Origin of the sequence: Actinopolymorpha rutila (assembly GCF_013407855.1) — a bacterium.
Taxonomy (GTDB): Bacteria; Actinomycetota; Actinomycetes; order Propionibacteriales; family Actinopolymorphaceae; genus Actinopolymorpha; species Actinopolymorpha rutila.
Map to the genome: position 1 here is coordinate 5,734,599 of NZ_JACBZH010000001.1, position 23,352 is coordinate 5,757,950.

General features: G+C 69.3%; 13 protein-coding genes, 1 tRNA gene and 1 pseudogene. 2 read left to right on the forward strand and 13 right to left on the reverse strand.

The window, feature by feature from the left end; all coding sequences use genetic code 11:
* Positions 1-4: 4 nt before the first annotated feature.
* Positions 5-3,547: a BREX-2 system adenine-specific DNA-methyltransferase PglX gene (gene pglX, locus F4554_RS25535; RefSeq protein ID WP_179789935.1), complete on the reverse strand. Its 3,543-nt coding sequence runs from the start codon at positions 3,545-3,547 to the stop codon at positions 5-7.
* A complete protein-coding gene (gene pglW / locus F4554_RS25540) occupies positions 3,544-7,689 on the reverse strand; it encodes a BREX system serine/threonine kinase PglW (RefSeq protein WP_179789936.1) in 4,146 nt (1,381 codons plus the stop codon). Before pglW ends, pglX begins: the two co-directional genes overlap by 4 nt.
* Before the next feature lie 404 nt (positions 7,690-8,093).
* Here pglW and F4554_RS25545 point away from each other — a divergent pair, with 404 nt between their 5' ends.
* Positions 8,094-8,666: a DUF6642 family protein gene (locus F4554_RS25545; RefSeq protein WP_179789937.1), complete on the forward strand. Its 573-nt coding sequence runs from the start codon at positions 8,094-8,096 to the stop codon at positions 8,664-8,666.
* 417 nt (positions 8,667-9,083) lie between these two features.
* Here the strand turns inward: F4554_RS25545 and F4554_RS25550 are convergent, their stop codons facing one another.
* The 3 genes and pseudogenes from F4554_RS25550 to F4554_RS25555 form a co-directional block, all read right to left on the reverse strand.
* Entirely contained in the window at positions 9,084-10,469 is a 1,386-nt protein-coding gene (locus tag F4554_RS25550; protein ID WP_420360762.1) for an HNH endonuclease family protein, read from the reverse strand.
* A 9-nt stretch (positions 10,470-10,478) separates the two neighbouring features.
* A pseudogene (locus F4554_RS34155) lies at positions 10,479-11,180 on the reverse strand (DUF262 domain-containing protein); the annotation flags it as partial.
* A gap of 539 nt (positions 11,181-11,719) precedes the next feature.
* Positions 11,720-11,801 (reverse strand) — tRNA-Tyr (locus F4554_RS25555).
* A 103-nt stretch (positions 11,802-11,904) separates the two neighbouring features.
* On the opposite strand from F4554_RS25555, the gene F4554_RS25560 reads away from it, so the two are divergent.
* Positions 11,905-12,399 (forward strand): YajQ family cyclic di-GMP-binding protein, encoded by a 495-nt coding sequence (locus F4554_RS25560; protein WP_179789939.1) that lies wholly within the window; start codon positions 11,905-11,907, stop codon positions 12,397-12,399.
* Positions 12,400-12,497: 98 nt separating this feature from the next.
* Here the strand turns inward: F4554_RS25560 and F4554_RS25565 are convergent, their stop codons facing one another.
* From F4554_RS25565 to F4554_RS25600, 8 genes are all read right to left on the reverse strand, one after another.
* Positions 12,498-14,444, reverse strand: coding sequence for an efflux RND transporter periplasmic adaptor subunit (locus F4554_RS25565; RefSeq protein WP_179789940.1), 1,947 nt, complete (start codon positions 14,442-14,444; stop codon positions 12,498-12,500).
* Positions 14,437-15,435 carry a DUF5666 domain-containing protein gene (locus F4554_RS33260; protein WP_179789941.1) on the reverse strand — a complete coding sequence of 333 codons (999 nt, stop codon included), beginning with the start codon at positions 15,433-15,435 and terminating at the stop codon, positions 14,437-14,439. The genes F4554_RS25565 and F4554_RS33260 overlap by 8 nt, the downstream gene beginning before the upstream one ends.
* 36 nt (positions 15,436-15,471) lie before the next feature.
* Entirely contained in the window at positions 15,472-16,701 is a 1,230-nt protein-coding gene (locus F4554_RS25575) for an ABC transporter permease (RefSeq protein WP_179789942.1), read from the reverse strand.
* On the reverse strand, positions 16,698-17,447 hold the full coding sequence (locus F4554_RS25580) for an ABC transporter ATP-binding protein (protein WP_337796196.1): 750 nt from the start codon (positions 17,445-17,447) through the stop codon (positions 16,698-16,700). Before F4554_RS25580 ends, F4554_RS25575 begins: the two co-directional genes overlap by 4 nt.
* Positions 17,444-18,811: a permuted SH3 domain-containing protein gene (locus F4554_RS25585; RefSeq protein ID WP_179789943.1), complete on the reverse strand. Its 1,368-nt coding sequence runs from the start codon at positions 18,809-18,811 to the stop codon at positions 17,444-17,446. The genes F4554_RS25580 and F4554_RS25585 overlap by 4 nt, the downstream gene beginning before the upstream one ends.
* Positions 18,812-18,976: 165 nt before the next feature.
* Positions 18,977-19,831 carry a M48 family metalloprotease gene (locus F4554_RS25590; RefSeq protein ID WP_337796197.1) on the reverse strand — a complete coding sequence of 285 codons (855 nt, stop codon included), beginning with the start codon at positions 19,829-19,831 and terminating at the stop codon, positions 18,977-18,979.
* A 148-nt stretch (positions 19,832-19,979) separates the two neighbouring features.
* The gene (locus tag F4554_RS25595) at positions 19,980-21,614 is read right to left on the reverse strand and encodes an FAD-dependent oxidoreductase (RefSeq protein ID WP_179789945.1); all 1,635 of its coding nucleotides are present in this window, start codon (positions 21,612-21,614) and stop codon (positions 19,980-19,982) included.
* Between the two features lie 61 nt (positions 21,615-21,675).
* Positions 21,676-23,352, reverse strand: coding sequence for a proton-conducting transporter transmembrane domain-containing protein (locus tag F4554_RS25600; protein ID WP_179789946.1), 1,677 nt, complete (start codon positions 23,350-23,352; stop codon positions 21,676-21,678).

Sequence of the window (23,352 nt, forward strand, 5' to 3'; positions counted from 1 at the left end):
CCCCTCAGGTGGTCTTGCGTCGGCGGCCGCGGGTCGGGGCCGGTGGCCGCCACGCGGTGAGGTCGTCTCGGGTCAGGCCGAGCTGGAGCAGCACCTGGTCGAGGTAGCCGTCGTAGGCATCGGCCGGGGCCTGCCCGAACTCCGGGTCGACGTCGGGATGCCACTGCCGGATCCAGGGCAGCAGTTCGGCCAGTGCGGCAAGGAGCGGGACGAATTGCTCCGCGCCCCACGCGTCCAGCTCCTGGCGTTCGGTGACGTAGGCGACCAGGGCCTGCGCCTGCTGCAGGTGGTCGAACCCGGCCCAGCCGAGCAGCAGCGTGCCGTCGCGGGACGCCTCCGGGTACGACGTGAAGCGCTCCTTGGGGACGTCGAGCTTGCCGCGGTTACGCCAGTACGACACGGAACGGAAGTCACCCTGCTTGTACTTCGGCGGCACCGCGATCTTGCCGACGTTCTCTCCCGCGTCCTCGCGGCGCTGCAGGTCCCAGGTCTGCTCCCAGGCCTTGCGAATGCGCAGGCCGGAGTCGGTGTAGCGCCAGGCGGAGGTTCCCGGGACGTGCTGATCGCGCACCAGGTCCTGCACCACGTCGAGCAGGTCCTGGTCGCGGGCGTACAGCTGAGCAACGGATAAAAAGTCATCATCGGTACGCAGCTCGTCGGCAAGCTGCGCCGCGCTCCGCACGGTGGGCTCGGGTCGGAACCACAGCGCCCGATCCTCCAGCCGGTCCTGCAGCCAGCCACGCAGCGCATCGGACTCCATGTCCTCCCACGAGCGTGTTACCCAGCGCCGCTTGCACTCCGAACGCTCAATCAAATGGAGGTACGGGTCGTCGGCGATCTTCTCCAGCCGCCGCTCCACCAGCGCGCGGTAGTCCGCCGGCCAGTGGTCGGGGAGTTCGGTGACGGGAGTCGAGCCGTGCCGGACGAACCACTGAGTCTCGAGCTCGCCTGCAGCCATCTTCCGCGCTAGCGCGATCTCGAACGCCCGCTCGCCCAGCTGCAGCGGCGGCTTGGTGACGTCCTTACCGACCAGTGCGTTGGTGTCGTCGCCGAGCACCCCGTAGAGACCGTAGACTTCCCAGTCCAGCTCCTCCTGCGCCGAGATCATCTCCGCCCGGATCTGCGCCCACTCACTTTGCGCAGCATTTAGGGTCTCACGGTCAAACGCGCCCTTTTCAACCACCGCGATCGGAGTCGTGGCATGCAACTCTCGGGCGAGGGAATCTAGTCGGCCGGCAAGCGCCAGCGGAGCGTCATCCGGCACCGGAAATTCCTGTAATTTCGTGCCAGTGAACTCCCAATTCCATGACCAAGGCTGGTCAGGTATACCACTCGAAGCCGTAGCGTTGCCTTTGCTATGACTAACCTGCTTCAGCCAGAAGCATGCCGTCGATGAATTTAGTATCCCGAGCAAGCACAGGTGATCTTCCTCGCTCGCCCCCTCTGGCAATTTGATTACCGGCGCCGAACGATTGAAAACTTTTCCGCCACGGTCTAGAACGAAATTGTTATGCGTCGCCACAAATGCAAAGGAGATAGCGAGTGGAGTAAGAAAGCGGTGACGGTAAAACTCGCGATACTCGAACCACTTGAACCCGTCGATCTCTTCGACCGGAACGCTAAAACGCCGCCTCAGTTGAAGGTTACGCCTCAGCGGCCATAGCCATCGCCAGACTGGGTGAGATGCGTCGATCCGTAGAGTTCTCAGGTCATTGTCGTAGGGCCAGACAATATCCACCCCACGACGAACCGCGTAGTCGCGCACCACGTCGCCCGGGCCGAAAGCCCGCCTATCGCTCAAAGATCTACGCTCGAACGAGGTGGCCGGGGCAGTGAACGCGTCATCTTCGCCCGTGATTGCAGCGAAACCTATCCCGGCCACCTTGTCCGCAAGGGTACATTGACAAACTTGTGTAACTTGGAGAGCCAAGTCTTGCGCTCCACCCCCCGCAAGGCTCCAGGGATATCGAGACATCAGCTTCCGGCTAACGTCATCCACTGAGACATATTCCGTGTGCGTCCCAGGGAAATCGACGTTATTCACGATCGAGGACCACACGTGCCCCTTCGCAGGCTCTCGGGGAGCCTTTGGTTCACCTTGAACCCCAAAGACCACTCTTACTTGCCCACTGACCGGCCGGCGGCTACGGCCCAGCAGTGTGACTGTGGGGGTGCTATGCCCAGGGATATAGGCACCACTGGTATCGACGACCGCTGTAAGGTCAATGGTTGGAAGGAAGCCCTCTATGAGCTTCCGGCCAAACTCTCGCTTCATGAATGAATTAGAGGTTATCTGCCCGGTAAATCCTCCGGGTACTGCCAGGTCAAATAGCCTTTGCGCGAACGGCACCGACAGGGCGTACTGGCCTGCGCAGGCGCTCCAGACCCGGCGGTAGAGCTTGTTAAGTCGCGGGTCCTTAACGGTGATGTAAGGCGGGTTCGCAACCACCGCGTGGTAGCGGTCACCGAGGATCTCCTCCAGTTCGGCGGCATCCTCGTACTCGTAGACGAACTCGCCCTCTCCAGACTGCCCAGCCATCGCGGCCTCGGTCACGCCCGCAATCGCGGCCTGCCCGTTCCGCGTACCGAAGAGCAACGAGTCACCGATCGCGACCCGCAACCGCCAGGCCGGAGCATCCTTCAATCGATCGATCCCACAGGCCGTGAGCGCAGCGACGAGCAGGCGGAACCTCGCGATCGCCACCGCGTACGGGTTGATGTCGACGCCGTTCACCTGCCGTAGCACGCGTTCGACGTGTACCCGTACGTCCGCGCCCGGCTCCAGATGCTGCCACCGCCGCAACAAGCGGGCGAACGCACCCAGCAGGAAGTGCCCAGATCCGCAGGCAGGGTCGATCAGCCGTACGTCGGCGAGCCCGAACTCCTCGATCGCCGGGTCGAGTGTCCGGTCGAGGATGAATTCCTCCACGAACTCCGGCGTCTGCAGCAGCGCATAGTCCTTGCGGGCCTGCTCTGACAGGTCCTGGTACAGGTCACCGAGGAACCGCGTCGACAGTGACGGGTCGGTGAAATCGTGCACGAGCAGGCCGGTCTCGGGGTCGATCCGTCGCCAGAAGTCCAGCAAAGCCGTCGCCGTGTCCGGCGAAGGATCCATTACGTGCAACGGGTTCTGCCGCTCGACCAGGGCTCGGGTGACCTCGGTGTCCTCCAGCCGGTTGATCGCCGCGCGCAGGTAATCGAGGTCGGAATGCGAGCCGTACTCGCGGAAGTAGGCGTCCTGCCGCTCGCGCGCCTCCGCCAGCCGGTCGCCCGGTCCGGCCAGCAGCGCCTGCTCCACCAGGCGGTTGTCCTCGCAGAACCTCGCGAACACACAAGCCAGCACCCAGCCCGCCGCCACCTGGGTGAGTTGCTGGCCCCGCCAGGTCTCGAACGGCAGGCCCGTCCGGTTGCCCTTGACCGCCGCCTCGTACCGCTTGGCCAGCCGATCTGCTGCCCCGGTGTCGGACTCGGCCAAACGCAGGAGATCGGCCTCGATCGACCGAACCTGGCGTTGCAGGTCTATCAGCAGTCGCCTCGCGTCGATCATGCGGCTCCACCCTCCCGAAGTGCCGACTCGTGCTTGCTGATCCACTCCTCCGGCAGCGGCATCCACTGCGACCCGAACACCGGCACGGCCACGCCGTCCAACTTCGGCGGCGAGTCGTCGGGCCCCGGCACCACCAGCCAGACCGTGCGCACCGGGGAGTCTGCCGTCGCCCGGAACACCTCGTCGCGGAGTTCGTCAAGGATGCGAAGGCTCGGGTCGTACCTCATCAGCACTCCGGCGTGGGTGAGCAGCACGCACGGTCCTGCCTCCCGGATCGCCTCGCGCACGCGGGGCAGCGCACCGCCCTGCACCACACTCGACAGCCGTGACCAGTCACGCGACGAGCGGTCGGCTGCGTCGGCGGCGAGCACGACGTCCCACTTCACCCGGCGTTCCTTGCAGTACTCGCGCAGGCCGGCGAGGAACTCGCGTTCGACGTCGACGGTGTTCACCTGTTGGTGTGACAGGCAAGCCTCCGCGCGGGCCAACCGGCTCGGGCGTACGGGGAGAACGACCCAGCCGCCGTCGTCCAGCGACCGCGCCAACCGGTCGTCGGCTGCGATGACGGCGTTCTCGACGCGGCGCCAGTCCGCCTTTGACAGCGTGCCGCCGGTCGATGCCCGCTGCGGAGTCGAGCGGCCAGTCGTCAGGAACACCGAGGTGAGCCCCACGCCCTCGGGTTTGCGGGCGAGGTACTTCGACTGCTCGACGTTCCAGACCAGCGGCACGCCCGCGGACTCCAGCAGCGCGTCGAGTTCGGGTCGGCCCGGCAGCGGCGCGGCGTACGGGAAACGCGCCATCACCCGCTCGGCCACCTCGCCCGGGCTCAGCTCGCTGACCCCGTACAACGCACCCGCTGCGAGCCGCACCGCGCGGCCGGCGTCCAGCCCGCGCGGATAGATCTCCAGGCGCGGGGTGACGGCAGCGGTCTCCGCGGCGAGCGCAGCCACCTCGACCAGACGGTCAGGCGCCAGCAAGGCGGAGTCCGTGCCATCGGGAGCGGGGACCTCGCGCAGCGTCTCGACCACCCGCGCGGGTACCGGCAGCGGGTCCGCCGCCGCCATCGTGTCCGCGGCCTCACCGAGGACTGAGGCCCACTCCAGCCGCTCCGCTGTCGACGGGCCCTCGCCGGCCTCCAGCGGACCGGCGGCGACCAGGATCCCGTGCGTCTGACGGCTGTAGACCAGGCGCGGGTCGCCGTCCAGGTGCTCGTCGGCGAGTTCGGCGTCGATCGCCACCCGTACCAGCGCCTCGGCGAGCCGCGATCGCAACGGCTCCTCAACTGTGCTGCCCAGCCGGTCCAGCAACCTGGCGGCGCAGTGCGCGGCAGACGCGACCCCGCCGACGGACTCGACCACCTCGACCACGACGTCGCGGAGTAGGCGCATGCCGTCGAGGCCGACCCAGTGGTCCTCGAGCCGCTGGACGGCCTGGCGCATGGTGCGCTGGTCTCGGCCGAGTGCCTTGGACGCGTCACGGGTGCTCGCCCAGGCGGCGCCGCCGGCCTCCCCCAGGCCGAGCAGCGCTTCGGCTACGGCTCTGTCCGCGGAGTCGGGGACCAGCGCGTCGGCCACCTTGTCCAGCAAGGTGGGTTCGGTGGGTCGTTCCTGGGTGGAGGCGGCGACTTGGTCGGCGAGGTCGCTCAGCTCCTTGCGCAGGCGTTCCCGCGTCTTCGTGCCGATGCCGGGCAGCCAGGTGAGCTGCGCCGGCGGCAGATCGAGCGCGGCGCCCACGTCGGCGGCGTTCAGACGTTCGAGAACGGCGAGGACCTGAGGCGACAGGCCGACGGCACCGATCGGGGTCTCGCGGCTGACCCGCTGCGCTGTCGGCTGCTCCGGCACGACCGTGGCCGGCTTGGCGAACACCGCGTCCCAGGCGCGCTGCATGTCCTCGGCGGTGTCGAACCTCTTGCGCGCGTCGCGGTGCAGTGCGCGGCGGAAGAAGTCCGCCAGGCCGACGGCGTAGGAACGGTCGAACAGCTCCGGGTCGATGGTGACATCCGCGTCGCCGTAGCCCGGATGCCCGCCACCGGCGCCGTAGGTCGGCCGTCGCGCGGTGGCCATCTCGTACAGCGTGACCGCGGCGGCGTACCGCTCGGCTGCGGTGTCCCAGCGGTGACGGTCCCCGCGCCCCAGGAAGGGATCGAGATAGGGCGGGGTGCCGGCCTCGACCGCCTCCAGCGGCTCCCTGGACAGCGAGAAGTCGAACAGAACCAGGCGCCGCTTCTTGCCCTTGCCGCCAACCTCGCTGATGCCGAGGTTGTCGGGCTTGATGTCGCGGTGCGCGACGCCGGTGCGTTCGAGGTAGTCGACGGTGGCGAGCAGATCCTTGCCCCAGTCGTGCAGCCACTCCGGCTGCAGGCGTCCGCGCTCGCGGAGCTCCCTCGTCAGGGTGCCCTTGCCGGCGAAAGTGAGCAGGATTGCCAGCCGGCCGCCAACAAGCAGCGGATCGGGATCCAGCAACTGGACGATGCCCGGGTGTTCGCCGAGGAGCGCGAGCGCCGCGGCCTCGGATCGGATACGGGTGTCCTTCTGGGGGTCGAGTGAGACCTTGAGGACCGCTTCCTTCTCGTCCCGCTCGACCAACAGTGCCAGGGCGGTGGAGCCGCGGCCGAGCCGTCGTACGACCTTGAAGCCGTCCTCCAGCTCTGCTCCCGCTTCTGCGGTGAGCGGATCGACGGCCACAACCTGCTCTGCCGCCTCTTCTGTCAGCTGCTCCCGCAGCGTGTCCAGGTCGAGCAGGAAGGCGGCCATGTCCTGCGTCCGCTTGGCCGCATCGGCCATCGTCGCCTTGGCGACCAGGGTGTCCAGCCGGTCGCTGACGTTGTCGACCTGCGCACGCAGGGACAGACAACCCTGCGACAACAGCCGACGGGCCAGCGCGCCGAACGACGAAGCGGGCGGGTGCCCGGCGAACAGCAAGTAAGCGATCGCGCCGACTCCGAACACGTCCAGCGGGACGCCGTTCTGGCTCCCCCACGCCCACTCAGGGGCGAAGTAGGCGGTCGCGCCCTCCTCGGCGAGCTCGGCGAACGTCTGCGTCGAACTCACCGAAGCGCCCGTGGTCGACTCCGAGCCCCTGGTCGCGGTCTGCCAGTCGGTCACCTGAAGATGGAAGCCATCGCCGTCGCGGCGTACCCACACGCATTGAGGGCTCAGGCCGCGGTGGGCGAGCGTTCGGCGGTGCGCGTAGGAGATGGTCTCCGCGAGCGTCCGTATGAGGGACAGGCGAGCGTCCAGGTCGAGCTTCGCGTCCTCCTGCTGCAGGAAGTGGTCCAGGCGTACCAGGCTCGGGTCGTGCGGGAAGATCAGCGCCGGGCCGAGGTCGTGCTCGACGAAGTCGATCGGGCTGGCGATGCCGCTGTAGTCGATGCCCCGAAGCGCGCGGTACTCGCGCTCGGCCGCTCGTACGAGCTGTGCGCGGCGGTCACCTGCCTCCGCCTCACCGGCCAGGTAGATCCGGACGCGGCGAGGTCGGTCGTCCTTGAAGCGCTCGTGGCGGGCTACGAAATCCTGCCAGCCGGGACCTTCCTGCATTGCAGGCATCTCCAAGCGGAGGCTGCCGATCTTGCGTCCGCGCTGCGACTGGCGGATGCCTGCCTGGTCTACTGCTCTTGCGATCGCGGTCGACATCGTGGCATCGACGTCGTCGCCGGGCTCCGTGATGTGGGCAAGGACGCTGGGCAGGCCTTCGTGGTCTTGGCGGCCGAAGACGTGAGCGAGACCTTCGGACTTCAGACGTACGTCGAGACTGGCGTCGGAGAGGAAGACTGCTCCCTCGATCCAGGGAACGCGCTTACCGCGCAACGCGGGCTGGGCCGCGAGCAGCGACTTCAGCTTGCGGGCTTTGCGGGTCGCCCCGATCACCGGGTTGTCGACCGGCGCACGGTGCGTCTGCTGCCAGGTGCCGGCGTCACCGACGAGGATGCCCGCCCACGACTTGACCTCGAGGACGATGAGGCGCCGTGGGGTGACGAGAAGCAGGTCGATCTCGTTGACCGACCCGTCGGTGCCGATGAACTCGGCGTTCGCCCAGGCGCGGTAGGGCTCCTTCTCCGGCAGGAGCGTGCGCAGGTACGCGAGCGCAGCGCGCTCCCACGAAAACTCCGACGGCGTGCACTGAACCCAGCGTCCGACGTCCATCGCCCCCCTCCCCGACGGCTTGGACACGCGAGCACCGGCCGCCAGTAGTTGAACCCGCGACCAAGATCATTCGCGCGGTCACCTTAGCAGCGCGTAAAGGACCTGCCAGTGGACAACCACGAACGTGATCGTTTGGTGATGCCGACCTCGCAAGACTGTCCACCGTCGGCCATCTGGTCTAACCGGCCTTGCCAACGAGATTGCTGCGCACCAGTTGAACTACTCAAAGAGCGTTAGCAGCCGCGCACCTCGGACCGCGACTGCGTAGCTACCGCCCAGACGACTGCGACAAGTCCCGTCCGAGCGTCTCCTCGGTCCCGTAACCTCAGTGATCATCACTTCCAGCTCCACGCCCGTCGGCGTCGAGCTCGCCCGCCGCCTAGCGATCTACCACTGGAGATGCCTTGGCCACGCCACGTGGAGTCTTCTGTCTCGAGGGTCAATGGGACGAGAACCTGACCGACACCAGCTCCGTACGTCCCGCACTTGAGCTACTAGAGCGACTCGGCTACATACAGTTCATCCACAAGGACGTCGCCACCGTCCCGGAGTTAGACCATTTCCTGGAGCGCTGGGCGCGGAGGGCCTATAGCGACTTTGCAGTGGGCTACTTCGCTATGCACGGTGAATCTAGCAAGCTCCGACTGTCAAACGGGAACGTCGTTCCACTCCATCACATCGCCCAGCACCTTGAGGGGAGATGCGGGGGCCGACGACTGTACTTCGGCAGTTGCTCGGTAATGAACGCTTCCGACGCGTCGCTTACAGACTTCCTGAAATTAACAGGTGCAGAGCTCATTTGTGGCTATACCAAAGACGTCGACTGGCTCGACTCGGCCGCCTTCGACGTGGCGTTCCTAGGGCATCTCGCTAACGGTACGCAAAGGAAGCTGCTCACCACACCCCACTGGAGCGCAGTTACACAGAAGCTCGGCTTCCGCATCCTATATTCCGATGGGCGAAAGAACAGCCGTTAGAATCACGGATCGGCGTCCGGCACAGGAGGCAGGAAATGGGCGATTTTAACGCAGTCTGGACACGCATCGAAGCAAGCGCTGGACAGGAGTTCCACACAAAGACTGGTCTCCCGTTCATCTACCGCGTCGAAGGGACCAGCGTGATTCCTAACAGAACCGAATACCTAATCCATAAGAATCAGTTTCGGAAAGCATATGAGCTCATGCCGCTAGCAGGGCCAAGCGAGATCGATTCAATTGTGCGAGGGCCAGCGTATGTTTACGCGATCCTTACCGACTGGCGGATGCGGGTCTGATTCGCCGAACATCGGCTCTTGAACTCCCCCGACTCGCTGCACTCCTACATTTGACTGAACCGCAAGTGGCGACAGTGGACCGCTGGACACGGGCGCGCGGCGGAAGAGGACCGGCAGGTCGTCAGGACTGCAGATAGGAAGGCAGCTGACGATCGAGCGCCGCGAACGCGGCGACGAGTACCGCCCGGTCGTCGTCCAAGCCACCCGGAAGTTCGTCAGGAACAGAGTCCTCGGGCTCCAAGAAGTACTCTGCCACCGCGCGGACCAGCCTCCGATCCGAGTGGCTGTAATCCTCCCAGCCTTGGAGGAGCTCGGTCAGTCCATCGGCGATCTTGCCCGCCAGAGACGAATGATCGGCATGACCGGCAAGGTGGCCAGGCAGGCGGGTAGCCAGCGATCGAATCTCCTGAGCCGTGGTGTCGGTGGCATAGGGCTCGATCGCAGACCACAGCGCGCCGACCCCCTCGCGGAAGTCGTCGAGCGATGTCTTGTGTTCGTACCGCAGAGCAGGCAACTGGTCGTGCGGAACTGGATGGACGCGCCAGATGCTCTCCGCTACGTCCGCGAGCCAACGCTGGCGGGCGTCGATTTGTTCCGGTCCCCAGGTTCCGTACTGGCACAGTTCCTGCGTGATCGTCACCTGCGAGTCGCCGTAGTACCGCTTCTTCTGGTCAAACGCCTTGTTGCTGGCCGGTATGTTCAGCCCCGCGAACAGGAGGGTCAGGTTTCCCCAACGATTCACGTACTCCTGGTGCTGGTCGGCAAACGACCCCAGGCTCGCTGACCAGTCCTTGTTGAGCGTCTGCGGCATGACATGCTCGATGTGTACGAGGGTTGACACGTCGACCATCTTCTCCAACGCCGGATGCAGTGCCTGCTCTATCCGCTGGAGCGTGTAGCGGATGAGGTACTGACGCCCCATCTCCAGGCGCTGGAACGCCACACGGAACTGCTCGGCATCGGGCATGGCTGCGATGAGGGTCTCGCGCGCCTCCGCCAAACGCGTCCCTTGGCTGTCATGAAGGAGTTTGGCCGCCCTGTGATAAACGGGTTCGATCTCGTTGGTCCCTCGACCAACCACGCTGCTGTAGCGATAGGTCAGGACCTCCGCCAGTCGCGCGAACTCGACGAAGTCCTTCTCCGCCAGGTACCGACGTGCCGGCAGCAGAGCTATGTAGCAGGTGACTGCCCGAAGCGTGGCAAGGTCCTTGAGTACCGCGGCCGTTGGCTCGTGCCCCGCCTTGGAGGGTGCCTCGAACTCCCCGTAAGCGGCGGCTGCGGTCCGAAGGTCGGCGAGCACAGACTCCGCGCCGCGGTCTCTTACCAGTTCCTTGAACTGGTCGAAGACGCTGTCCTTCTTCACCTTCGGGACGTAGCCAAGGAGGTAATGCCGGAGGAAACGTGTGACGTCGACACCTGCGCCGAGGTCGTCAAGCATTCCGTCCCACGATGACGCGGCCTGGTCGACATCCTCCTCGGCAGACCGCTTGGCGATCTCGCCAAGCATGTGGCTCTTCAGCAGGTCGGCTGCCGACAGCTGTAGCCCTCGGTCGTTGAGGGTCTCGAAAAGCAGGAAGGCGTCCCCAAGGTCTCGCACCGCGATGACTACAAGCTCGACCTTACCGAGCAGGCCCTTCCAGAAGTCTCGAAGCCACTTCTCCTGCCCGAGCTCAGGGAGACGGTCGAGGCGTGACGCGAGGAGCGCGAGGATCCGGTCACGGTTGCTGAGCAGAGCCCGGTTGCGCGCACGCAGGTCCTTGTCCAACGCACCGACGTCGGACTCGGTCTTGCGAAGCGGGTCACCAACCGACCGAAGTGTGAAGTCGCGGAACACAGCCCAGTTCGCGTTCCCGGTTCTGAACTTGAACTGCGCGTCACCATTCGCAAGATCGTCCGCGATGAACCGCTTCTCGATCTGCTGGACATCATTTGTCATGTCACGGGCATGACACGCGTCGCGAACAGCACCCAGTATCAACATCAGGGTGGTCAGTCGTTGTTGGCCGTCGATGACGAGTGGCCGGGCATCATCTTCGGCCGCCAGAACGACCGAGCCAATGAAGTGGCCTGCCTGCACGTTCTCGATCAGGTCGTTCCACAGGTCGTCGACCTGTTCACGGGTCCACGAGTACGGCCGCTGGTACGGAGGGATCCTGAACTGTTGCTCATCGACCGCCAGAAGTGCCTTCAGCGTCTGCTTCTCGGCTTTGAGTTCCATCAGTCGAGCGCCTCCCGATCGGGCCCCTCCGAGGTCAGCGATGCTGAACCGCGCCTTGTCGAGAGCCTGACCTCCTGTCTGGATGAGCCTTGCCGTTCGCTCGAAGCACTCGTCAAACCGATGTCCATGCCACCGCCCCCGGAAGCAATCGCCTTGATCAAGACCTCAGGCTACTCACGCGCAGTCGGCATCGCAGGCAGGGCTCACGAATCGACTGGTCCGGGTTGGTCAAGGCGATGCGCGGGACTGCCGGTTTCGCTGCGCACTCACGGTGGTGGACGCCGGCTCCGGTTGACGGAGCGCAGGCGAGAGAGTCGTGATACGCCGCCGCATGCGCAAGCAGCATCAGCTTCTATTGGCGGCCGTCAGCCGGAGGCACCCTTGCCGACCACGATGCGCCGGTCGCCCGCAGAGTGCTGACCTTCGCCACGGATTCGCCAGACGTGACCGTGAACAGTTGGTCCGGGCTGGACATGACTGGACGCCAATGAGAACGGCCCCGGACCTGTTTGCGCAGGTCAGGGGCCGTTCAAGCTGTGTGGCAGGTACTGGATTCGAACCAGTGTAGGCTGAGCCGACGGTTTTACAGACCGCTCCCTTTGGCCGCTCGGGCAACCTGCCGGGTGCTGCTTCACAGCAGCGAGTTGAGAGGATAGCGCAGACGCTACCGGCCCGTGCCACCCGGTTGGTACGTCACCGACAGCCGCATACGAAGGGAGCCCGGATGGCCGCCGAATCGTCGTTCGACATCGTGAGCAAGGTCGATCGTCAGGAGGCCGACAACGCGCTCAACCAGACGTCCCGCGAGATCGCACAGAGGTTCGACTTCAAGAACACCGGCGCCGGGATCCGATGGTCGGGCGAGCTCGGCGTGGAGATTACCGCCAACTCCGAGGAGCGGGCGAAGGCCGTACTCGACGTGTTCAAGGAGAAGCTGGTCAAACGGGGCGTCTCGCTGCGCAGCCTGGAGGCCGACGACCCCAAGCAGTCCGGCAAGGACTACCGCCTGTCGGCCACCTTCGAGCAGGGCATCTCCCAGGAGAACGCCAAGAAGGTAGCCAAGATCGTCCGCGACGAGGGCCCCAAGGGGGTCAAGGTCCAGGTCCAGGGCGACGAGCTGCGGGTCGCCAGCAAGAAGCGGGACGACCTCCAGGAGGTCATCTCTCTGCTGAAGGGCAAGGAGCTCGACTTCGCCCTCCAGTTCGTCAACTACCGCTGACGAAGATCACCGCCACGCACCACCTGACGTCCTCCGCCGGCGTTCAGCACTGACGTCCACGGCCGTCCCGCCCCGAGTCCCGGGCGGGGCGGCCGTACTCATTGACCGGGCCGGGCTCCCACCCGGAAGCCACCTCCGGCCCCGCCCGCACGCAGGCCGCCCAGGCCGGAGTTGGTCGTCGGCGGGGGGAGTTCGAGATCGGCGAGTACGACCTCGGCGCCCTTCGCCAGGCCCGACTTGATCTGCGTCCGGGCCGGCCCGACGGCTCCGGCCTGCACCCGCGTACGCACCGGCTCCCCCGCCTTCATCGCCGTGACGTACTGCATGCTGCCGATCGTCCGTACGGCAGACGTCGGCACGGTCAGCACCCCCGCCGTACGCCCGGTGAGCACGGCCACGGTCGCCGTCGCCCCGACCGGCAGCGCCGAGGCGTTCGGGTCGATGGCCACGGTCACGGTGTACGACGGGGAGTCCCCGCTGGTGTCCGGGTTCAGCGTGTCGACGGCCCCGACGGTGCCGGTCAGGCTCCGCGACGTACCAGTCGGGGTGATCTTCGCCGTCATCCCCGGCCGTACGTCGCCCACCTCGGTGTCGCTCACGGTCATCGTCGCGACCTGCGCGCCCGGCGCGACGACCACCACCGCGGCGGTCGAGGACGTGACCTGCTCCCCCGCCGCTGTACCCACGCTCGCGACCGTCCCGGCCATCGGCGCGGTGATCTCCGCCTGGGCGCGGTTCTGCTCGGCGGCCGTCAGCGCGGCCTCGGCGGCGTCGATCGAGGCCTGGTCCGCGGCGAGCTGTTCCGGCGACACGGGGCTGCTGCTCCGCCCTGCCGTCTGCCCGCTCCCACCCGAGGTGGCGGTGCCTGAGGCTTTGGCATTGCCCGAGGCACCGGTGGACGGGCCGCCGGCGGCCGGTGAGCGAGGCGCCGAGCTGCCGCTCTGCGAGGCGGTCGCCGTCAGGGCGGAGAGCGTGCGACCGAGCGCGGCTTGCGACCGGGCGAGCTGCTGCTGAGCCCGGGCGGTGTCGGACTGGGCCGCCATCACTGCCTGGATCGCGGCGTCACAGACCGCCTGGTCACGGCCCGGGCCGTCGGTCGGCGACGGCGTGGGCGTGGGGGTTTTCGTCGGCGTCGGAGACGGAGTGGGAGTACGGGACGGCGTGGGGCTGGGCGACGCCGTGGGAGTGGGTGAGCTCGTCGGAGTCGGGGAGGTCGTCGGGGTGGGCGAGGTCGTGGGTGTCGGAGTCGGGGACGCCGTGGGCGTGGGAGTAGGAGTTCGTACGGCGGCGTCGCTGGCGGCAGCGGAGTCGGTACGCATGAACACCGTCGGAGCGACGTGCCCCTTCCCCCGCGGGTTCGGCTGCCTGGGCGGCGGAGTCCCGCCGGCCGGAGACACCTGGCAGGCCTGCTGCTCGGCGCTCATGGCAGTACGGGAGCGAGCCAGGCCCTGGTCGACCGCACGCTGCGCGGCGAGTACGGCAGCCTGCTGATGGGCCAGCGAGCGAGTGGCACCCGGCTTACCTGACGATCCGGAGGAGGACCTGGCCGCCGGTCCTCCGGACGAGCCGCCGGTGCCACCGGTCGAGGCAGCCGACGAGCTGCCGGCAGCTGAGGATGAGGACGACGTACTCCGGGAGGCGGTGGTGGTCTGGCTGGCCTCGTCCTGCGCCAGCCGCGCCTTCGCCGGCGCGAGCGTCTCCTGCGCGGACGTGACCTCCGCGTCCAGAGAGGTCGTGTCCAATCTGGCGAGCGGCTGCCCGGCGTCGACGTGCTCGCCCTGGCGTACGGCGACACTGGCGACCGTCCCCGACATCGGGAAACTCACGTCCGCCCGGCCGGACGGCGCGACGGTACCCGGCTTGGACAGCCACTGCTCGACGTCGCCGACCGTCGCGGTGGCGAGCCGGTAGCGCGGCTGGTCGGGACCGGTCGCCGCGCGGGCGGCGACGACGCCTGCCGCGATGACGGCGAGGACGAGTACGCCGGCGACGCCACCCCGCCACAGCCGCGGGCGACGACGCGCGCGAACGTGTGACTCAGGCATTGCCGCCACCCGCCGAGCCGTTGCCACCCGCCGAGCCGTTGCCGCCACCGGGTCCTCCGCCCGCACCACCACCGCGGCGGAACCCACCAGCCGGCACGCAGCCCTGCGGCCCGGCCGGGCGCACGCTGATCGACGTCGCGGCGACGGTACCGGTGTCGTCAGCCTTTCCCAGCGCGGTCACACACTTCCCGACCGCGAGCGCCTTGGCCGTCGCCGACTCGGCGCGAGTGACGCTGGTCGATGCGGTGGTTCGTACGGTCACATTGCCCGGCGACGCAGCCGCGCCCGCACCGGCACCACCCGCCCGCGCCTCCCGGGCGACCACGAAGCTGCTGCCGGACACCGAGACCACCCGGCCGACGGCCATGCCACCGAAGCCTCCGAACCCACCGGCCCCGCCGAACCCACCGTTGCCACCCGCCCGCGGAGTTCCCGTCGGGCGCGGCCGGGGCGTCTGCGTCCAACGTCCGCCGTTCGGCCGGACCCCTCCCCGGCCGAACGCACTGACCTCGGCGCACTTGCCCGACGCGTCCGCCTTGCCGAGCACCGTGACGTCCGTCGCCGTGAACGGGCCACTCGACGGCGCCGGGGCCGGAGCGCCGCCCGAACCGGAGCCCGACCCTCCCCGGGCACCACCAGCAGGCCGAGCCGCGGAGGCGCGTACGCAGTCACCGGCGGCGACGTCGCGCAAGCTCACCTTGACGGTCTGGGAGAACTTCGTGGCCGCCGAGAACGTGACGGTCACCTGCCCGAAGGCGGGATTCTGCACCTGGAGGTTGTCGTTGGCGACCGCGGCGACCGTCCCGGAAGTGCCCGGCGCACGCTGCTGCCGCATCCCGCCGTCCGACCCGCCCTGGCCGGCGGGAGTCGGGGACGGCGTGGCGGACGGCGCGTCCGCGGTGGTCGCCCCGCCCGCGCTGGAGCAGCCGGCCAGGACGACGGCGGCCGCGGTGAGGGCAACGGAGATCGCGAGGACGCGGCGTCGGTCCATGGTGTGGGTTCCGTCCTGAAGAGGGTTCGGCAGGAGTCACTCGCTCCGCAGCGCGTCGATGGGAGCCAGCCGCGCGGCCCGGCTGGCCGGGTAGACGCCGAACGCCACCCCGATCCCGATGGCCACGGCGAGCGCGCCGACCGCGGCGGCCGGGCTGATCGTCACCGGGTTCGAGATCACCCGCGGCAACAGCAGCGCGCCGACGATGCCGAGCGCGAGTCCGAGCAACCCACCGACCAGGCCGAGCACGCTGGACTCGACGAGGAACTGCCGCCGGATCCCGCGCGGGGTGGCGCCGAGCGCCTTGCGCAGGCCGATCTCACGCACGCGTTCGGTGACCGAGACCAGCATGATGTTCATGACGCCGATGCCGCCGACGAGCAGCGAGATGGCGGCGATCCCGCCGAGCAGCACGGTGAGGGTCTTCGCGATCGAGTTCGCCGTACTCAGCAACGACTGCTGGGTGGCGATGGTGTAGTCGGGCGAGGTGGGGTCGGTCGTCTTGTGGAGGGCAGCGAGTTCGGCGTCGACCTCCTGGTAGGCCGCGGACACGACGTCGGCGCTGCGGGCCTGGACGTAGATCGTCTGCACCGAACCGGCCGTCGCACCACCGACCAGCCGCGCGGACGCGGTGGAGATCGGGACGACGGCCTGGTCGTCGTCGTTGCTCGCCGCCGACGAACCCGCGCTCGCCAGCACACCCACCACGGTGAACGGCACGGCGTTGATCGTGACCGACTGCCCCACCGGGTCACGCCGGCCGAACAACTGCTCCGCGGTCGAGGAGCCGAGCACGGCCACCGCTCCCCCGTCGCTGACGTCCTGCGGCGCGAGGAACCGACCGGACGACACAGTACGCGCGCGCACCGACAACCAGTCCGGCGTCGCGCCGACGACGGAGGTCGTCCAGTTCGTCGTACCGGCGAGGAGTTCCTCGGAACGCTGGACGACGGGAGCGACCGCCTGCACGTCCGGCGCGACCGTGGGGTCGGCGAGCGCGGTGGCGTCGGCCTGGGTCAGCGTGGACGCCGAACCGAACCCACCGCGCACCCCGCCACTGGTCGAACTCCCCGGCGTCACGATCAGCAGGTTGCTGCCGAGCGCGTTCACCTGGGCGCTGATCGTCGTCTGGGCACCCAGACCGAGTCCGACGGTGAGCATCACCGCCGCGATCCCGATCAGGATGCCGAGCACCGTGAGGCCCGACCGCAACCGGTGCGTGCGTACGGCCTCCAGACCGCTGCGCATCGTCTCCAGCCAGTTCACGGCGTCTCCGCGCGCACCGCGTCGGTGAGTACACCGTCGGTGAGTACGCCGTCCCGGATGCGCAGGATCCGGTCCGCGGCCTTCGCGACGTCCGGCTCGTGGGTGATGAGGATGATCGTGCGGCCGCTCGCGTGCAGCTCACCGAGCAGGGCGAGCACCTCCGCGCTGGAGTGGCTGTCGAGGTTGCCGGTCGGTTCGTCGGCGAGGATCAGCGCCGGATCGCCGACCAGTGCCCGCGCGATCGCGACGCGCTGCTGCTGGCCGCCGGACAGTTCGCCCGGCCGGTGGTCGACGCGGTCCGCGAGGCCGACCCGGCCCAGCGCCCGCATCGCGCGCTCGCGGCGTTCGGCCCGGCCGACCCCGGCGTACACCAGCGGCAACTCGACGTTGCGCCACGCCGGCAGCGACGGCAGCAGGTTGAACTGCTGGAAGACGAAGCCGATCCGGCGGTTGCGTACGTCCGCGAGCTCGGTCTCCCCCATCCGGCTCACGTCCTGGCCGGCCAGCAGATAACTGCCGCGAGTCGGTACGTCGAGACAGCCGAGGATGTGCATCAGCGTCGACTTGCCGGACCCGGACGGGCCCATGATCGCCACGTAGTCGCCGGCCGGGATGTCCAGCGTGACGCCGCACAGGGCCTCCACCTCGAAGGCACCTCGGCGGTACGTCTTGCCCACGTCGGCCAGGGCGATGACCGGCGCGCCGGCGGAGGGACCGGCAGGAGGGATGTCGTACGGCGTGCTCACTGGCCGGCACCTCCACCGGCCGGTGCGCCGCCGCCGGGCTGCCCACCGCCACCGCCACCGCCTCCACCGAAGCCGCCGCCACCCTGGCCGCCGAACCGGCGGAAGCCTCCGTTGCCCCCGCCCTGCCCGAAGCCGCCGAACCCGGCCCGGCCGTTTCCGCCGTTCGTGCCGCCGGACCCGCCGGCGCCCGAACCCCTTGCCGGCACGGTCACCTCCACCTGGTCACCGGACTTCAGCCCGGAGGTGATCTGGACCTCCCCGGCCTCGACCGCGCCGACGGTGACCTTCTGGGTGACGCGCTTGCCGTCGCGGACGACCGTGACCGTCGTGCCGCTCGCGGAGTAGCGAACGGCCGAGGCGGGCACGGCGAGTACGTCCGACAACACCTTGACCACGATCGAGACCTGCGCGCTCGCCCCGGGCAGCAGCCCGCTCGGCGTGCCGGTGACGGAGATGGTCACGGGGTACGACGCGGTGCCCGAACCACTGGCCGGCAGCATGCCCACGGTGTCGACCAGGCCGTAGACCGGCGTGCTCGCGCCGTTCGGCGTGATGACCGCCTGCAGCCCCTTCTTGAGCTGACCGACCACGGTGTCGTCGACGGTGGCCTGCACCGTCCAGTGCGTTGTGTCGACGACGACGACCTGGGCGGAGCCGGAGGACGACGAGGACGACGAGGACGACGTACTGCTCGACGTACCGCCTGATCCGCCCGAGCCGGCGCGCGCACCGGACCCGCCTGAGCCCGAGCCTGAACCAGATGCAGAGCCGCCGGAGCTCGAACCGCCCGACCCGGAACCGGAGCCACCCGAACCTGAGACCTCCTGCCCGACGGCGAGGTCGACCGACGCGACCGTACCCGCGATCGGCGAGGTGAGCGTGGCGGCGGACAGTGCTGCCTGCGCGTCGTCCACCTGGCTCTGCGCGGCGGTGACGGCGGCGCGGTCGGCGGCGAGCTGCGCGTCGGAGGCGTCGCTGTCGACATCTGCGGTGAGCCGCGCCTGGTCACCGGCGAGGGTGGCCTTCGCGGAGGCGAGCTGGGCCTGCAACGAGGCAGAGGACACCGTGGCGAGCGACGCGCCCTTGCTGACGTGCTGCCCCTCGCGTACGGAGACCGCGGTCACCTTCCCGCTGACCTCGAAGGTGAGATCGGCGCGGTTGGTGGGCTGGAGGGTGCCGCTCGCGGCGACCGTCTGTTTGAAGGTCGTGGGGCCGGCCGTCACCAGCCGGGTCGTCGCGGTCGTCGTGGGGGCGTCGGACCGGGTGGCCGCCCAGACCGCGCCGCCGGCCACCACGACCGCGACGACAACGAACACCGGAACGACGATCCGGCGTACCGGCCGGCCTCTGACCCTGGACCGCACAAGATCCTCCTGGCGGTCCCGCCCGCGCCTACGCGGGCGGGACCGTCAGACAGTGTCGAGTCCGTTGCTGAGAGGTTCCTGACGAAAAGCTGGGAATCAGCTGTCAATCGGTCCTTGAAACCCAGACCGGGCAAGCAGGGCGACTGCCCCGGACACACCGCCGTGTCAGCGGCGTACGCCGGCCAGATGTTCCAGCCGCGCGATCCGGTCCTGCGTCGACGGGTGGGTGGAGAAGGCGCGTACGAACCCCTTCTCGTGGAACGGGTTGGCGATCATCAGCGCGGCCGTGCTCCGCAGCTCCGGCGCCGCCGGCAGCGGATGTCTGCGGGTCGCCGACTCCAGCTTGCGCAGCGCGCCCGCCAGTGCCAGCGGGTCGCCGGTGATCCGCGCGGACACCTGGTCCGCGGAGTACTCCCGCGACCGCGTCACCGCCGCCTGCAGCAGCAGCGCCGCGACCGGGCCGAGGACCAGCAGCGCGAGCGCGGTGACCGCCGAGCCGTCGCCGTTGCGGCCGCCGTCGGCACCGTCGCCAGAGCGGTTACGCCCGGTCGGAGCCAGCCAGGCGAACTGCGCGGCGTACATGATCATGCTGGCCAGCGCCGCCGCGACAGAAGAAACGAGAATGTCGCGGTTGGCGACGTGGCCCAGCTCGTGCCCGAGGACGGCGCGCAGCTCCCGCGGGTCCAGCAGGTCCAGCAGCCCCTCGGTCACGCACACGGCGGACCGCCGCGGGTTACGCCCGGTGGTGAACGCGTTCGGCGTCTGCGTCGGCGAGACGTAGACGGCGGGGATCGGCAGCCGCATCGTGATCGCGAGCTCCCGGACGAGCCGGCACAGCTCCGGATGCTCCGCCTCGCTCACGGGATAGGCCCGCATCGACCGCAGCGCCATCCGGTCACAGCGGTAGAACGCCGCGACGTTCATCGCCAGCGCCACCAGCAGCCCGGCGGCCAGACCCGTCCGCCCGCCCAGCGACCGGCCGAGCACCAGCGCCAGCCCGGACAGCACTGCAACCAGCACAGTCGTCCTGAGCTGGTTGCGATGGCACTGGGCGCGATCGTGCATACGTCGTCATGACCTCCACCGTGAGAACGCCGTCACCGGGGCGGACGTTCCCCGCACCGCCGGGCTTACCGGCTTACAAGCCCGCGGTGCCCGTGCCGTCGGCTTACAGGCCCTCGGCGTCCACGCCCTCGGTGACCATGCCCTCGAGGTAGGCGACCACGATCTCCGGGCGCAGCCCGGCGCGCAGCCCGACATAACCATCCGGGCGTACGACGAGAAGGCTGCCGCCCCGGCTGCCGAGCGTGTGCCGAGCCTCGCCGTACCTGTCGAGCAGGCTCACCCCCGGGATCGCCGACGTCCCGGCGCCCCCGCCGATCACCTCCCCGCGCACCCCGTCCCCGAACCGCAGCCGCACCGTGGACACCGTTTCCGCGGACACCGAGCCCAGGCCGATCAGCGTCCAGTGCGGGCCGCGGAGGATGTCGAACAGCCGGAGGTCCGCGGCCGAGTGGACGCTCCACAGCCGGATGTCGGGCACCCGGTCGCCGGCGTGCAGGATCAGCCGCTTGCCGCCGAGTTCCTGGCTCAGGGCCGACTCGCGGTAGTGCGTCTCGGGTTGGTCGGAGCCGGTGAGGGCGGCGTGCCACGGGCGGGGTTTGGCGCGGCCGAAGAGCGTCCGGCGCGGCGCGGCAGGCCGGCGTTCGCTGTCGTACGTCTCCAGCGCCGCCTCCTCCCCGCTGGCCAGCGCGGCGGAGAGCTTCCAGCCCAGGTTGTGCACGTCCTGCAGCCCGGCGTCCAGGCCGCCGAGCGGGTACGGGTGGGCGCCGGTCGCGTCGCCGGCGAGGAGGATCCGGCCGAGGCGGTACGAGGTGGTCGGGGCGGTCGCGCCGGGTGTCGTCCCGCCGGAGTACGCCACCAGGGACGCGGCGTCGCGGAAGCGGACGTCGGTGAGGCCGGTCCGCTCGTGGAACACCTGCTGGGCGCGGGCCAGCGTGGGCGGCTGTGAGGTGTTCCGCCGCGCGGGCGGCCGGTCGTCGGACACGTCGTACGCCAGGAACCACCAGGTGTCGCCGCCCGGCAGCGGGATCAGCGCGATCCCCTGCTCCCAGAGGTGGAGTACCTCGTCGCGAGCGAGGCCGGTCAGCGTGAGCTCACCGACGTACGTCAGCGGCGCAGGCTCGGGTTCCTGGGCCGGTTCGGGCAGTACGTCGGGCAGGGATTCGGTGAGGATCACGTACGCCGCCCTGGCCGGCGTCCCGCTTCCGTTGGCGCTCCCTGCCGCTCCCCCGGCCAGCGAGATGTTCACGCCGGACTCGTCCTGGCTCAGCCGGCCGAGGCCGTCGACCTGCTCCACCCGGACGCCGTACCCCGCCAGCCGGTCCCGCAGGATGGCCTCCACCTGGCGGCCAGGGATCGTGAGCGGGCCGAGGTAGGTCTGCCCCCGCGGGCCTCGCTTGCCGGTCCGGGCGGCCGGCGACTCGTTGACGCGCGATCCGGCGTACCGGCGAACCGGCTGGTCCGGAGTACCGGCGGCGAGGAGTTCGGGCGTCACCCCGAGGTCGTCGAAGAGTTCCAGGCTGCGCGGGCCCAGGCCACGCATCGGCGGGCGGGACGCGCGGGCCGCCTCCGGCTCCAGCACCCGGACGCGGACGCCGCGCCGGGCGAGGTCGACAGCGGCGGTCAGCCCGACCGGTCCGGCACCGACGACCACCACGTCGGCCGCGTAGTCGGAGCGAGGCTCCCCTGCGTCCGGCCGGCCCGAATCCGGCTGCGCTGAATCCGGCTGGATCTCTGTCACGCGGCACAGCCTCTCCCCACCGCCCCGGCGCGGCAAGTCCGGGGGTGGGATCCAGGAGGGGTCAGGCGCGGGCGGGGTAGGCCAGGAAGCCGAGGGCGATCTCGGGGAAGACGGAGAGTAGGACCGCGATCACGACCAGGATTCCGATCGCGACCCGGGCGGGCCACGGCCCAGCCCACACCTCCGCCCCGGCAGCAGCAGGGGCACTGTCCGGAGCCGGCCCGGCCTCGGTGGCGCCCTCACGGGAACGGAACAGCAGCGCCGTCCAGTACAGGTAGTACGCCAGCGCGATCACGACGTTGACCGCCATCACCACGGCCAGCCACCCGGCGCCGCCGTCGATCGCCGCCCGGAACAGCACGAACTTCCCGAACAGCCCGAGCACCCCCGGCGGCAGCCCGGCCAGCGCCAGCAGGAAGAACCCCAGCGCGAGCGCCCGTGCCGGCCGCCGCCAGAACAGCCCGCGGTAGTCGCCGAGCAGCCGCCCCGGTCCGGTGCTGACGGTCAGCGACACGACGGCGAACGCGCCGAGGTTGGCGACCGCGTAGACGAGGAGGTACGCCACGGTGGCGCTGAGCGTGGTCCCGCGTACGTCACCGTTGCTCGCCGCCAGCGGCACCAGCAGGTAGCCGGCCTGGGCGATGCTGGACCACGCGAGCAGCCGGACGGCGTTGCGCTGGCGCAGCGCCACCAGGTTGCCGAGCGTCATCGTCGCCGCCGCCAGCACGCCGACGATCGGCGCCCACATCCCGACGTAGCCGGGGAACGCCCACCCCACCACCAGCAGGATGCCGACGAACCCGGCCGCCTTGGAGACCACCGAGAGGTACGCCGCGACAGGTACGGGCGCGCCGACGTAGGTGTCCGGGACCCAGAAGTGGAACGGCATCGCGGCGACCTTGAACGCCAGCCCGACCAGCGTCAGCATCACCCCGAGCCCGGCGACCGCGGCCAGGTCACCACCGGGCAGGGCAGGAGAGGCGGCGATGGCAGCCGGCCCCACCACGCCGGGGTGCCCCGCGGGGCTCAGCGCCCGGGCGATCCGGTCGAGGTACATCGTGCCGGTCACGCCGTACACCAGTGAGACCCCGAACAGCATCACCGCGACCGAGACCACCGACACCAGGAAGAACTTCAAAGCCCCCTCGGCCCCTCGCCGGTCGCCGCGGCGCAGGCCCACCAGCGCGAACACCGGCAGCGACACGACCTCCAGCGCCACCACGAGCGTGATCAGGTCCCGGGCGGCGGCGAGCGTCATCGCACCGGCCGCCGAGGCGAGGAGCAGGAAGTGGTACTCCCCGGTGGGGACGCCGGCGCCAAGCGTCCCGGCCCCCTCCCCGTAGCTCCGCACCCCCGGCCGGTCGGGCGGCGGCCTGCGCTCCCAGCCCCGGCCGGCGGACAGCAGCACCACGACCGCCGCACCGCCCGCGACGATGAACTGGAACGTCCAGGTGAGCGGGTCGGCGACGTACGAACACGCGGCGACCTGCCACGGCGCACCGGCGCCGGGGGCGCAGAAGGCGCCCTCCGTCCACGACGACGAGCCCGCCATGGACACCACCAGCAGGGCGATCCCCGCGACCAGCCCGGCCAGCGCGAGCCAGGGCGCGACGCCGCGTCGGCGGGCCGGTGCGAACGCGTCCACCACCAGCACCAGCAGCGCAGTCACCGCCACCGCGAGCGGTGGGCTGACGACCAGCCAGGGAACGGGCTGCACGAAGCTCGCCACAGCGCTCAC

Excerpts from the sequence above, each read along its gene's own strand:
- F4554_RS25565 (WP_179789940.1), bottom strand. The coding sequence starts at position 14,444 with ATGCCTGAGTCACACGTTCGCGCGCGTCGTCGCCCGCGGCTGTGGCGG.
- pglX (WP_179789935.1), bottom strand. The coding sequence starts at position 3,547 with ATGATCGACGCGAGGCGACTGCTGATAGACCTGCAACGCCAGGTTCGG.
- F4554_RS25550 (WP_420360762.1), bottom strand. The coding sequence starts at position 10,469 with ATGCTTGGCGAGATCGCCAAGCGGTCTGCCGAGGAGGATGTCGACCAG.
- pglW (WP_179789936.1), bottom strand. The coding sequence starts at position 7,689 with ATGGACGTCGGACGCTGGGTTCAGTGCACGCCGTCGGAGTTTTCGTGG.
- F4554_RS25560 (WP_179789939.1), top strand. The coding sequence starts at position 11,905 with ATGGCCGCCGAATCGTCGTTCGACATCGTGAGCAAGGTCGATCGTCAG.
- F4554_RS33260 (WP_179789941.1), bottom strand. The coding sequence starts at position 15,435 with ATGGACCGACGCCGCGTCCTCGCGATCTCCGTTGCCCTCACCGCGGCC.